This window comes from Streptomyces sp. C1-1 (genome assembly GCF_050214755.1).
Lineage (GTDB): Bacteria > Actinomycetota > Actinomycetes > Streptomycetales > Streptomycetaceae > Streptomyces.
The window spans coordinates 1,104,046-1,116,727 of sequence record NZ_CP189826.1; the positions used below are offsets into that span (position 1 = coordinate 1,104,046).

General features: G+C 69.9%; 10 protein-coding genes. 8 read left to right on the top strand and 2 right to left on the bottom strand.

Annotation, left to right across the window (positions count from 1 at the left end; genetic code table 11):
- Positions 1 to 236 precede the first annotated feature (236 nt).
- The 5 genes from ACQF4J_RS05020 (at position 237) to ACQF4J_RS05040 (ending at position 8,180) form a co-directional block, all read left to right on the top strand.
- Positions 237 to 1,607, top strand: a complete 1,371-nt coding sequence (locus ACQF4J_RS05020) for a lectin (RefSeq protein WP_427164750.1) — start codon at positions 237 to 239, stop codon at positions 1,605 to 1,607.
- Positions 1,608 to 1,634: 27 nt separating this feature from the next.
- On the top strand, positions 1,635 to 3,818 hold the full coding sequence (locus tag ACQF4J_RS05025) for an RICIN domain-containing protein (protein WP_427164751.1): 2,184 nt from the start codon (positions 1,635 to 1,637) through the stop codon (positions 3,816 to 3,818).
- Between the two features lie 8 nt (positions 3,819 to 3,826).
- Positions 3,827 to 4,600 (top strand): NPP1 family protein, encoded by a 774-nt coding sequence (locus tag ACQF4J_RS05030; protein ID WP_351803705.1) that lies wholly within the window; start codon positions 3,827 to 3,829, stop codon positions 4,598 to 4,600.
- 237 nt (positions 4,601 to 4,837) lie between these two features.
- Positions 4,838 to 6,346 carry a glycoside hydrolase family 43 protein gene (locus ACQF4J_RS05035; RefSeq protein ID WP_427164753.1) on the top strand — a complete coding sequence of 503 codons (1,509 nt, stop codon included), beginning with the start codon at positions 4,838 to 4,840 and terminating at the stop codon, positions 6,344 to 6,346.
- Between the two features lie 85 nt (positions 6,347 to 6,431).
- The gene (locus ACQF4J_RS05040; protein ID WP_351803707.1) at positions 6,432 to 8,180 is read left to right on the top strand and encodes a cellulase family glycosylhydrolase; all 1,749 of its coding nucleotides are present in this window, start codon (positions 6,432 to 6,434) and stop codon (positions 8,178 to 8,180) included.
- A 43-nt stretch (positions 8,181 to 8,223) separates the two neighbouring features.
- On the opposite strand, the gene ACQF4J_RS05045 is transcribed toward ACQF4J_RS05040, so the two are convergent.
- Both ACQF4J_RS05045 and ACQF4J_RS05050 read right to left on the bottom strand, forming a co-directional pair.
- Entirely contained in the window at positions 8,224 to 9,279 is a 1,056-nt protein-coding gene (locus ACQF4J_RS05045; RefSeq protein ID WP_427164755.1) for a LacI family DNA-binding transcriptional regulator, read from the bottom strand.
- A 266-nt stretch (positions 9,280 to 9,545) separates the two neighbouring features.
- On the bottom strand, positions 9,546 to 9,845 hold the full coding sequence (locus ACQF4J_RS05050) for a hypothetical protein (protein WP_351563832.1): 300 nt from the start codon (positions 9,843 to 9,845) through the stop codon (positions 9,546 to 9,548).
- 244 nt (positions 9,846 to 10,089) lie between these two features.
- Here ACQF4J_RS05050 and ACQF4J_RS05055 point away from each other — a divergent pair, with 244 nt between their 5' ends.
- From ACQF4J_RS05055 to ACQF4J_RS05065, 3 genes are all read left to right on the top strand, one after another.
- Entirely contained in the window at positions 10,090 to 10,488 is a 399-nt protein-coding gene (locus ACQF4J_RS05055; protein ID WP_427164756.1) for an OsmC family protein, read from the top strand.
- Positions 10,489 to 10,616: 128 nt separating this feature from the next.
- Positions 10,617 to 11,831, top strand: coding sequence for a carbohydrate-binding protein (locus tag ACQF4J_RS05060; RefSeq protein ID WP_351563838.1), 1,215 nt, complete (start codon positions 10,617 to 10,619; stop codon positions 11,829 to 11,831).
- A 227-nt stretch (positions 11,832 to 12,058) separates the two neighbouring features.
- Positions 12,059 to 12,622: a hypothetical protein gene (locus tag ACQF4J_RS05065; RefSeq protein ID WP_351563840.1), complete on the top strand. Its 564-nt coding sequence runs from the start codon at positions 12,059 to 12,061 to the stop codon at positions 12,620 to 12,622.
- The last annotated feature ends 60 nt before the right edge of the window (positions 12,623 to 12,682 follow it).

Sequence of the window (12,682 nt, forward strand, 5' to 3'; positions counted from 1 at the left end):
ACCTGCCATCACTCCCGTCCCTGCCGGTCGGTCCCTTCGTCCGGTGTGTCGGACCTTTCGGTACCAGCTCATCACACTCGTGCCCTGCCTACCCGACCCTTCACTTCCCGAAGCGGCCCAAGGAATACGTCCAGGCGACAACTCGCTTCCCTCAACTCTTACTTCACACCTTGACGGAAGTGGTCCGTACCTTTAGTTTCACCGGGCGACCCACCCCCCACGAAAGGCCGCCCGCCATGGCCAGACCCTTCCCCCTGCCCGCGTCCGCCGTTCTCGCGGTCACCGCTCTCACCCTCTCCGGCGGTCTGCTCGCCGCCTCCCCGGCGCAGGCCGCCACCGGCACCATCACCGGTCTCGCCGGCAAGTGCCTCGACGTGGCCGGCGCCAACTCCGCGGACGGCACGGCCGTTCAGCTCTACGACTGCAACGGCACCGCCGCGCAGCAGTGGACCGTCGGCAGCGACGGCACCGTCCGCGCCCTCGGCAAGTGCCTGGACGTGACCGGCAATTCGACCGCCGACGGCGCCAAGGTGCAGCTGTGGACCTGCACCGGCGGCGCGAACCAGAAGTGGACGGTCACCGCCGCGCACGACATCGTCAACCCGCAGGCGAACAAGTGCCTGGACGTCACCGACAACTCCTCCGCCAACGGCGCCCGCACCCAGATCTGGAGCTGCACGGGCGCGGCCAACCAGAAGTGGACGGCGCCCGCCGCCAGTGGCGGCGGCACCCCGGACGCACCCATGGCGGTGGCGCCGTATCTGTACAACGGCTGGGGCAGCCCGCCGAGCCCGACCACCATCACCAACGCGACCGGCGTGAAGTGGTTCACGCTCGCCTTCGTGCTCAGCAACGGCTACTGCAACCCGCAGTGGGACGGCAGCCGTCCCCTGACCGGCGGTGTCGACCAGCAGACCGTGAACACCGTGCGGGCGAACGGCGGTGACGTCATCCCGTCGTTCGGCGGCTACAGCGGCAACAAGCTGGAGAGCTCCTGCTCCAGCGCGGGCGAACTCGCCGCCGCCTACCAGAAGGTGGTGAGCGCCTACGGGCTGAAGGCGATCGACATCGACATCGAGGCCGACGCCTACAGCAACCCCACCGTCCAGCAGCGCACCGTCGACGCGCTGAAGACCGTCAAGGCCAACAACCCCGGCCTGAAGGTGTACGTCACGATCGGCACCGGCCAGAGCGGCCCCGACACCAGCCTCATCAACAGGGCCGCCTCCTCGGGCCTCGCCGTCGACGCCTGGGCCATCATGCCCTTCGACTTCGGCGGCGCCGGCCAGAACATGGGCAACCTCACCGTGCAGGCGGCCGAAGGTCTGAAGAACGCACTGAAGAACGCCTACGGCTACAGCGACGACCAGGCCTACCGGGACATGGGCATCTCGTCCATGAACGGCGTCACCGACAACAACGAGACGGTCACCGTGGGCGACTTCCGCACCATCCTCGCCTACGCCCAGCAACACCACCTGGCCCGGCTGACGTTCTGGTCGGCCAACCGCGACCGTCCGTGCACCGGCGGCCCGGCCGACAGCTGCTCCGGCGTCGGCCAGTCCGACTGGGACTACACCCGCGTCTTCGCGCAGTACACCGGCTGACACCCCCACCCCAGGCCAGGAGACCCCATGTCTTCCCTCCCTCACCGCGGCAGATCCCTCGCCGCCGCGGTCGTGGCCGTCACGGCCGCGTCCCTCCTCGGCACGGCCCCCGCGCACGCCGCGGCGTCCGCCCTGCCCGCCGGCTTCGCCACCGTCATGAACGCCGCGAGCGGCCGCTGCCTGGACGCCAAGGCGGCCGCCACCGCCAACGGCACCGTCGTCCAGCAGTACGGCTGCAACAGCACGAACGCCCAGCGGTGGAGCTTCACCGCCACCGACAGCGGTTATGTGCGGATCAACAACGCCAACGACACGGGCCAGGTCGTGGACGTCGCCGACGTATCCACCGCCGACAACGCCCAGGTCCACCTGTGGAGTTACGGCGGCGGCGCCAACCAGCAGTGGCTGCCGGTGGGCGACGGGGGCGGCGCCTACCACTTCGTCAACCGCAACAGCGGCAAGTGCCTTGACGATCCGGGCGCCTCGACCGCCGACGGCGTGCAGTTCGTGCAGTACACCTGCAACGGCACCGCCGCCCAGCGGTTCCAGGTCGTCCCCGTCGACCAGTCGGCCGCCGCCCCCGACCTCGGCCCGAACGTCCTCGTCTTCGACCCGTCGATGTCGTCCTCGACGATCCAGAGCCGACTGGACTCGGTCTTCCAGCAGCAGGAGACCAACCAGTTCGGCTCCCAGCGCTACGCCGTGCTGTTCAAGCCCGGCTCCTACAACGCCGACGTCAACGTCGGCTTCTACACCCAGGTACTGGGTCTGGGCCTGTCCCCCGACGCGGTGACCGTCAACGGCGCGGTGCACGCCGAGGCCGACTGGTTCCAGGGCAACGCCACCCAGAACTTCTGGCGCGGTGCGGAGAACCTGTCGGTCAACCCGACCGGCGGCAAGGACCGTTGGGCGGTCTCGCAGGCGGCGCCGTACCGCCGGATGCATCTGCGCGGTGGCCTCGCCCTCGACGACGGCGGCTGGTCCAGCGGCGGCCTGCTCGCCGACAGCAAGATTGACGGACAGGTGAACTCCGGCAGCCAGCAGCAGTGGCTGACCCGCAACTCCCAGCTCGGCAGCTGGACCGGCTCCAACTGGAACATGGTCTTCACCGGCAGCACGGGCGTGCCCTCCACCACCTTCCCCAGTCCGCCGTACACCACGGTGGCGCAGAGCCCGGTGACGCGCGAGAAGCCCTTCCTGTACGTCGACGGAAGCGGCGCCTACCAGGTGTTCGTCCCGTCCGTGCGGTCCAACTCCACCGGCACCAGCTGGGCGGGCGGCAGCCCCTCGGGCACCTCCCTGTCGCTCGACACCTTCTACGTCGTCAAGCCGGGCGCCACCGCCTCCCAGATCGACTCCGCGCTCGCGGCGGGCAAGAACCTGCTGTTCACGCCGGGTGTGTACCACCTGGACCAGACCCTGCAGATCAACCGGGCCGACACGGTCGTCCTCGGCCTGGGCCTGGCCACCCTCGTCCCCGACAACGGCGTCACCGCGATGAAGGTCGCCGACGTCGACGGCGTGAAGATCGCGGGCCTGCTGTTCGACGCGGGCACCACCAACTCGCCCTCCCTGCTGGAGGTCGGGCCCGCCGGCTCCGCCGCCTCCCACGCGGCCGACCCGACCTCGCTGCACGACGTCTACTTCCGCGTCGGCGGCGCTGGCGTCGGCAAGGTCACCACCAGCCTGATCGTCAACAGCGACAACGTCATCGGCGACCACATGTGGATCTGGCGCGCCGACCACGGCAGCGGTGTCGGCTGGACCAGCAACACCGCGGACACCGGGCTGATCGTCAATGGTGACGACGTCACCATGTACGGCCTGTTCGTGGAGCACTTCCAGAAGTACCAGACGATCTGGAACGGCAACGGCGGCCGCACGTACTTCTTCCAGAACGAGATGCCGTACGACCCGCCCAACCAGTCCGCCTGGATGAACGGCTCGACGCAGGGGTTCGCCGCCTACAAGGTCTCCGCCTCCGTCACCAGTCATCAGGCCTACGGCCTCGGCAGCTACTGCTACTTCAACGTCAACCCCTCGGTCGTCGCCGCCCACGCCATCGAGGCGCCGAACACCTCCGGGGTCCGCTTCACCAGCATGGTGACCGTCTCCCTCGGCGGCACCGGCACCATCAGCCACGTCGTCAACAACACCGGCGGGCCGTCCAACTCCGGTACCAACGTGGCCAACCTGACCAGCTACCCGTAGGAGTCGACGTGCGTCATCCCTTCTCCCGGTCGGGGAGGTCCGCGCTCGCCGCCGTGCTCGGCGCCCTGGCCCTGGTCCTCGCCCTGCCCGCCCAGGCGAACGCCAACGTGCTCACACTCCTGCCGCAGAACGCCGACGGCCTGGAGCAGACCTTCTCCCCCGCCTACGACTACGACGGCGACGGCTGTTACGCGACGGCCGCCATCGGCGCGGACGGCACGATCAACCCCGGCCTGAAGCTCGGCGGCGACGTCAACGGGCACTGTCACGACTACGCCCAACTCGCCAACGCCAACACGTACTCGCGCGAGAAGTGCAACAACGGCTGGTGCGCCGTGATGTACGCCAGCTACTTCGAGAAGGACCAGGCCACGCTCGGCCCCGCGGCCATCGGGCACACCCACGACTGGGAGCACGTGGTCGTGTGGATCAACGACAACCAGGTGCGGTACGTGTCGGTGTCCCAGCACAGCGGCTACCAGGTGGCCGCCGCCTCGTCCGTCCGCTTCGACGGCACCCACCCCAAGATCGTCTACCACAAGGACGGTGTCTCCACCCACGACTTCCGCTTCGCCAACGGCAATGACGACCCGCCGGAGAACGTCACGGGCGGCTGGTTCTATCCGCGCCTGGTGGGCTGGAACGGCTATCCCGCCGGCTACCGCGACAAGTTGCTGAGCGCCGACTTCGGCGCCGCCACCATCAAGATCAAGGATGGCGACTTCCCGTACGCGCTCGCCCACTCCATGCCGTCCGGCATACCTTTCGACCCCAACGCCTGACACTCGGCCCCAAAGACCGCCGGTCCTCGACGGACCGGCGGTCTTTTGCGTGCCCGGCACCAGGTCGAACTTCCGAAGTGTTGAAGCGCTTCGACGGTGCCACCGGCGGCACGGGGCTGTCAATGCGCGGTCAGGAAGAAAGTTTCGCGGCGCTATGGCTCTTGTTTCGTCAGAAACATGTCATTAACGTTCGCGGGCAGATGAAGCGCTTCGACGATCCAGAACGGAATCGACCGAGTGTCAGACAAGCAGCAGGCGCACACCACCGTGGCCAACCCCGTGATCCCCGGGTTCCACCCCGATCCCAGCATCTGCCGGGTCGGCGAGGACTACTACCTCGCGTGCTCGAGCTTCGAGTACTTCCCCGGCGTGCCCGTCTTCCACAGCCGGGACCTGGTGCACTGGACGCAGGTCGGCAACGCCCTGGACCGGCCGGGCCAACTGCGCCTGCCGCTGGACTCGCCGTCGTCGGGCGGGATCTACGCGCCCACCCTGCGCCACCACGACGGCCGGTTCTGGCTCATCGTCACCAACGTCAGCGCCGACGGCAATCTGCTGGTCACGGCCACCGACCCGGCGGGGCCGTGGTCGGACCCGGTCCTGCTGCCCGGTGTGCGGGGCATCGACCCGGACCTGGCCTGGGACGAGGACGGAACGTGCTGGTGCACGGTCGCCGGCGTCTCCCAGATCCGTCTCGACCCCACGACCGGGGAGACCTCCGGCCCCTCGCGGAGGCTCTGGTCCGGCATGCCCGGCGCCAAGGCCCCGGAGGCGCCGCACCTGTACCGGATCGGCGACTACTGGTATCTGCTCATCGCCGAGGGCGGCACGGAGCGCTGCCACGGTGTCTCCATCGCCCGCGCGCGCACGCCCGAGGGCCCGTTCGAGCCCTGCCCGGCCAACCCGGTCCTCACCCACCGCGGCACCGACCACCCCGTGCAGAACACCGGGCACGCGGACCTGGTCCAGGCACCCGACGGCTCCTTGTGGATGGTGCTGCTCGGGGTGCGCCCCGGCGGCGGCACCCCCGGCTGGCACGTCCTGGGCCGCGAGACCTTCCTGGCACCGGTGACCTGGGCGGACGGCTGGCCGGTCGTCGGCGAGGTGGCACTCGACCTGCCCGCGCCCCCGTGGCCGCTCGTGCCCGGGCCGGTGGAGCCCGTCCGGGACGACTTCGACCTCGGCGAGCTGCGGCCGCAGTGGGTCTCCCTCCGGGACCGTCCGGCAGAGCTCTGCACGACGAAGGAGCGGTCCGGCTGGCTCACCCTGCGCGCCCGGGGCGGCTCGCTCGACGAGCCCGACGTCGTCTTCGTCGGCCGCCGACAACAGCACCTGACCTGCGAGGCACGCACCCTGATCGACCCGGCACAGGGGCGCGGCGGGCTCGCGGTGCGGCTGGACGAGGAACACCACTACGAGATCGAGGCGTCCGAGGGGGAGGTGCGGCTGCTCAGCCGCATCGGCCCGCTGCGCTCCGTGGTGGCATCACGGGCGGTGCCCGCCGGACCCGTGGTCCTCCGCGTCCGGGTCTCCGCCATCCCGCTTCGGGACGCCCGCACCGGCCCGGACGCCGTCACGCTCGGTATCGAGGAGGCGGACGGCACCTTCACCGGGCTCGGCACCCTCGACGGGCGCTATCTGTCGACCGAGGTGGCCGGCGGCTTCACCGGCCGGGTCATCGGCATGTACGCCGCCGCCGGCACCGTCCACTTCGACTGGTTCGACTACGAGCCCCTCACCCCCTGACACGACCCGCCCCCTATCTCGGCCCCCTGTCCTCACCATCCCCCCACGGGCGGAACTCCGCTCGGCCAACACAGAAAGGTCGGAGATGAAGGGAACGAAATACCCCGGTCACCGCAGACGCGGACCCGGCCGTGCGCTCGGCCTGCTCCTGGCGCTGGTCGCCGCGATCGGGCTGACCGGCACCACCGCGCTCGCCGCGACGGGTCACGCCGGGACGTCCGCGGCGGCCACGCCGCGGACGCTCGGCCCGAAGGGCGTCGTCGCGGCGATGCAGCCCAGCTGGAACCTCGGCAACACCCTGGACGCCATCCCGGACGAGACCTCCTGGGGCAATCCGCCGGCAACGAAGGCCCTGTTCGACACCATCAAGGCCCAGGGCTTCCGCAGCGTCCGCCTCCCTGTCACCTGGAGCGGTCACCAGTCCTCCACCGCCCCCTACACGATCGACGCGACCTGGCTGAGCCGCGTCAAGCAGGTCGTCGACTGGGCCCTGTCCGACGGTCTCTACGTGGTGATCAACGTCCATCACGACTCGTGGCAGTGGATCTCCTCCATGCCGACCGACCACGACAACGTCCTGGCCCGCTACAAGGCCACCTGGACCCAGCTCGCCGCCGAGTTCAAGGACTCACCGCAGGCCCTGCTGTTCGAGAGCATCAACGAACCGCAGTTCGACAACACCACCGACACGCAGGGCAACCAGTACCTCGACGAACTCAACACCACGTTCCACACGGTGGTGCGCCAGTCCGGCGGCAACAACGCGACCCGACTGCTGATGCTGCCCAGCCTGGGCTGCACACCTTCCCAGGAGCGCATGGACCCACTGGTCGCCGAGATCGGCTCGCTGAACGACCCCAACCTCGTGGCCACGGTGCACTACTACGGCTGGTATCCCTTCAGCGTCAACATCGCAGGCGGTACGCAGTTCGACGCCACCTCGCAGAAGGACATGAGCGACACCTTCACCCGGATCGGCAACACCCTGATCGCCAAGGGAATCCCGGTCTACATGGGCGAGTACGGCCTGCTCAGCTACCCCGACTACAACCACCCCCCGCGCGTCGAACAGGGCGAGGGCCTCAAGTACTTCGAGATGCTGGGCTACGAGGCCCGCACCACCGGGGTGACCACGGCCCTGTGGGACGCCTTCAACTTCCTGAACCGCACCACACTGCAGTGGCGCGACCCCGACCTGGTCAACCAGATCAAGTCGGCCTGGACCACCCGCTCGGGCACCGCCTCCTCGGACCGGGTGTTCCTGGCCAAGTCGGACGCGATCACGGCCAGGACACTGACCCTGAACCCCAACGGCCTGACGTTCAAGGGGCTTTGGCAGGGCGGCACGAAACTCGCCCAAGGCAGGGACTACACCGTCTCCGGCAGCCGGCTCACGCTGACCGCCTCCGCGCTGACCCGGCTGGCCGGCAACCGGGCCTACGGCACCAACGCGACCGTCGAGGCCAGGTTCTCGGCCGGCCTGCCCTGGAAGATCTACGTGACCACGTACGACAGGCCGGTGCTGTCGAACGCGAACGGCACCACCGGCGGACTCACCCTCCCCACCCGGTTCCGCGGTGACCTGCTGGCGACCATGGAGTCCACGTACGCCGACGGCAGCAACGCCGGCAACACCAGCTGGACGCCGTACCAGGAGTTCAACGCGGCCTTCTCACCCGACTACCCCAACGACGCGATCACCCTGACCCCCGACTACCTCAACGCCCTGCGCGACGGCGCGCAGGCGACGCTCACCTTCCATTTCTGGAGCGGGGCCACCGTCACGTACCACGTGACCAGGTCCGGTGGTTCGGTGACGGGCACCGCCGCCTGACGGCCGCCCCGGGTGCCGCACGGCCGGCACCCGGGGCGACCGGTCACCTCTTCGGCGGAGCAGTGCTCTCGCGCACGGTGAGCGTGGTCGCGATCTCCACCCCGACCTGGGGCACGTCCTCCCCGCGGCCCAGCGCCAGGGCCAGTTCGGTGGCGGCCACCGCCATCTCGGCGAGGGGCTGGTGGACCGTGGTCAGCGGCGGATCCACCCAGGCCACGGCCGGTACGTCGTCGAAGCCCACCACGCTCAGGTCGTCCGGGATGCGCAGCCCGAGCTCACGGGCGGCCTGGTAGACGCCGAGGGCCTGCATGTCGTTGGCGGTGAAGACGGCGGTGGGGCGATCGGCCCGGGAGAGCAGGTCATGGGCCGCGGTGCGGCCGTCCTCACGAGTGAGGAGGGTCTTGACCACCAGGTCCGGGTCCAGCGGCAGACCGGCCTCGGTGAGTGCCGAGGTGTAGCCGGCGTTCCGTGCGAGGCAGAACGGATGGTCGGGGCCGGTGATCATGGCGATGCGCCGGTGCCCCAGTTCGATCAGGTGCCGGGTCGCGGCCTGGCCGCCCCTCCAGTTGGTGGCACCGACGAACGGCACGTCGTCGGGGAGGTCCTCGTTCGGGTCGAAGACGACGAACGGGATGCCCTTCGCCCTCAGCTGCTCCCGTTCCGGCTCCGACAGCTGTGCCACCGACAGCACGCACTGCGGGCGCCGCCCGAGGGTGTCGTCGATGGTTCTGGCCGGTCTGTCCTGGAGGCCGAACTCCGAGACCAGCACGCCCACTTTGTTCCTGCGGGCCACCCGCTCGACGCCGCGGATGATCTCCACGGCCCACATGCTCTCCAGCTCGCGGAAGACCAACTCCACCAGATTGCTGCGGTTCTTCGGGGGCTTGCGGTATCCGTACCGGTGGATCAGTTCCTCGATACGGGCCCGGGTCTCGTCCGAGACGCCGGACCGCCCGTTGAGCACCTTCGAGACGGTGGGTACGGAGACGCCGGCGGACTCGGCGATGTAGGCGATGGTGACGGCCGCCGGGCCTGCACCGCCCGCGCCGGGCTCTTCGGTCTCCTGAGCGGAGAGTGCTTCCGATCCGTCGTCCGGCACGTCGCCCTTCCCCGTCCCCTCGCCCGCTGAAGCCCCTCGTGGCGGCACCCCTCGCCCTCCCGAAGGTGACGAAAGCATACCCGGGCTTTCGCGGGGCGGCGGAAGCCGTGAGACCGGCTCGCACAGGCCAGTTGAGCAGGCACTGAGCTGATCGCGGCCGCTTCCGACACATCTCTTGGACACCGGAGCCGGACACGACACTTTCGCTCGATCCGGGCCTTGCTCCGGGGCGGGCGACGCTCCGCCCCGGAGCAGGGCACGAGGACTCAGGCCGCGCCGGTCACTCCCGGAGCGACGAAACGCCTGTGCAGCGGGGCGAACTCGCTCTCGGGTTCGCCCACGATCCCCGCCTTCTCGACCGCGGGGGCGAGCCGTTCGACGAAGAAGGCCTGGAATGCCTGCTCCGACTCCCACACGTCCACCACGTGCAGCCCCGCCGCGTCGAACCAGGCGACGTGCAGTTCGGCGCCGGCCGGCGCGGCCTCCTCCCAGCCCACCGCGTCCCGCACCAGGTCGTACTGCTCCGGCGTGACCCCCGCCCACCTCATCGACAGCACCACAGCCATGCCCCACCCCTCTCGTCGTGTTGCGAGCTCAGGCATCGTCCCCCCGGAGGGCGTCGCCGACGAAGAGCGCACCGGGGTGCGCGGCGGCCCGCCCGCGTCCCCTCACGCCCGGCGCACGGGCCTGCGAGCCTCGGCACGGGCCGCTTGAATGGCCACGGGCTGTTTGAATGAGCAGGGGTTGTGTGAATGACATGCCGCGGCGTTCCGCCGGGAACGCCGTCCGACGCTCACCGAAGGACCGCCCATGGCTGACGATTTCGGCGTCGTGGTCAGTGCCGGGAGCCTGCGCTCCGACGACGGGCACGCGGTGCGCTTCCCGCATCGCTGGACGCCGGAGGGCGTCACCGTCGAGGCCGACTTCACCGGGGCGCACCTGCTGCATCTGGCAGCGGCGGGCTGCGTGCTCAACGATCTGTACCGCGAGGCGGCGGGCCTGGGGATCATCCTCGACGGGGTACGCGTCACCGCGTCCGGAGCGTTCGACACCGACAACTGGGCGTCGACCGGCATCGGTTACTCAGTGACGCTGGACTCGCCGGCCCCCGCCGCGGACCTGGACCGGCTGCTCGCCGTCGTGGACGAGGTCGCCGAGATCCCCAGGGCGCTTCGCGCGGGCGCGCCCGTCAGCCGTCGTGCGCGGTGAGGCGCAGGCCACGCAAAGAACTCGTATGGTCTAGACCAAAAGGAGGTTTGGTCTAGACCGAAGCGTGGACGGGGGCCGTGCGGCGGCACGAAGCTTGGGCTCCTCCCCCACCCCACCGGAGGCACACCGTGAGACGTCTTCGCGCATGTCTCGGCGCAGCCGCTGCCGTCGGGCTCACCGCCGCAGGGACCACGGCGCTCGTGGCGGGCAACGCCTCGGGCGCGACCACCGCGCTCAGCAACCGCTGGTACGCGGCCGCCCCCTATCTGATGCCCCTCGACAACGACCCCCCGGACCCGGCCGCGATCATGGACGCGACCGGCCTCAAGGCCTTCCAGCTCGCCTTCGTGCTCGCCCCCAACGGCGGTGGCTGCTCCCCCACTTGGGGCGGCACCGCCCCGGTCTCCGCCGACACCGCCGTGCAGTCCGTGATCGACTCCGTCCGCGCCAGGGGCGGCGACGTGTCGATCTCCGTCGGCGGTTACGGCGGCACCAAACTCGGCCAGACCTGCGCGGACGCGGCCGCCACCGCCGCCGCGTACCAGCAGGTCATCACCAAGTACGGTCTCCACGCCATCGACTTCGACCTGGAGGAGCCGGAGTACGAGAACACCGCGGCGATCAAGAACGAGATCGGGGCCGCCAAGATACTCCAGCAGAACAACCCCGGCCTGTACGTCTCCGTCACCACGGCCGGCACGGCCGACGGCACCGGCTGGTTCGGCAAGCAGATGCTGTTGGAGGCCAAGTCGCAGGGCTTCACGCCGAACAACTTCTCCATCATGCCGTTCGACGGCGGCTTCAACGGCGCGGCCTCGCAGACGAGCGCGCTGACCAACTTCAACTCGATCCTCCAGTCGACCTTCGGCTGGGACCAGGCGACGGCCTATGCCCACGAGGGCTTCTCCGGCATGAACGGGCGCAGCGACTCCGGCGAGATCTTCTCCCAGTCCGACTTCCAGACCGTCCTGGACTACGCCACCGGTCACAACATGGACCGGTTCACCTTCTGGTCCCTCAACCGAGACCGCCAGTGCACGCCGGTCGACAACGGCGGGCGGACCTCGGGCACCTGCTCCAGCGTGGCCCAGAACTCCTGGGATTTCGCCAAGTACTCGGTCCGGTTCGCGGGTGCCACGCCGCCGTCCACCACCCCCACCCCGACGCCCACCCCCACTCCGACGCCGACGGGGTGCAAGACCGCCTGGAGTTCCACCGCCGTCTACACCGCCGGTGACGAGGCCTCGTACAACCACCACAACTGGAAGGCCAAGTGGTGGACGCAGAACGAGACGCCGAGCGCCACCGACTGGGGTCCGTGGCAGGACGAAGGAGCCTGCTGACGGCCCTGACAGCGTGACGGCCCGCGCTCCCCCCGGGGGGGAGCGCGGGCCTTTCCGTCCCCCTGCCCGTGCTTCCGTGCGCCCGCGCGTGTGACCGAATCGCTCCATGGGATCGAACAACCGGTCCCCCGCTGGGTATCTCTTCAACACGGTTGGAAGCAGGCGGTGTTGAGGGGGCTGGCACTGTGGCGCGCCGATCCAGCTCGTCCGGGCCGACGTTCCGTGACGTGCTTCCCGCTCTCGCGGTGGTCGTCGTGGCGGTGTGCGCGCTGGCGGCCGCGCTCGCGGCGGGCTACCGCGCCGCCGGAATCGGTGTGCCCCTGGCCGGTGTCGTCCTGCTGCTGCTGATCACCACGGTGGCGGTCCGGCGCAGGCGCCCCGGAATGCGGCGCCGCCTGGGGTACTACACCCCGGACGAACTCCTCGAACTCGACACCCAGGGGCTGGCGTTGGCCGTCGCGCGCATGCTGCGCCGGGACGGCTGGCGGGTACGCCTGCTGCCCGCCCCGGACCGGCCGCGCTTATGCGCCCAGGACCGCGGCGGCCGTCAACTGGACGTGGTCTTCCGCCCGGTGGCCGAACCTCTGCCCGACGAGGATCCTCCGCATCCGCACCGCCATCGCGGCAACACGGAGAAGCCGCTCCAGCTGATCGTGCACCGGGGCAACTTCCGCGCACGGGACGTCCAATGGGCCCGACGCCAGGGCAACACCCGTCTCCTCGACGGCTCCGCCCTCAGGCGCTGGGCCCAGGGAACGTACTTCGGCGAACTGTTCTCGCCCGGGTCGTGAACCGCCGCCCCGGGGGCGAAAGGCCGCGGTGGCCCGAGGCGCGGTCGCGTCTCGGGCCAA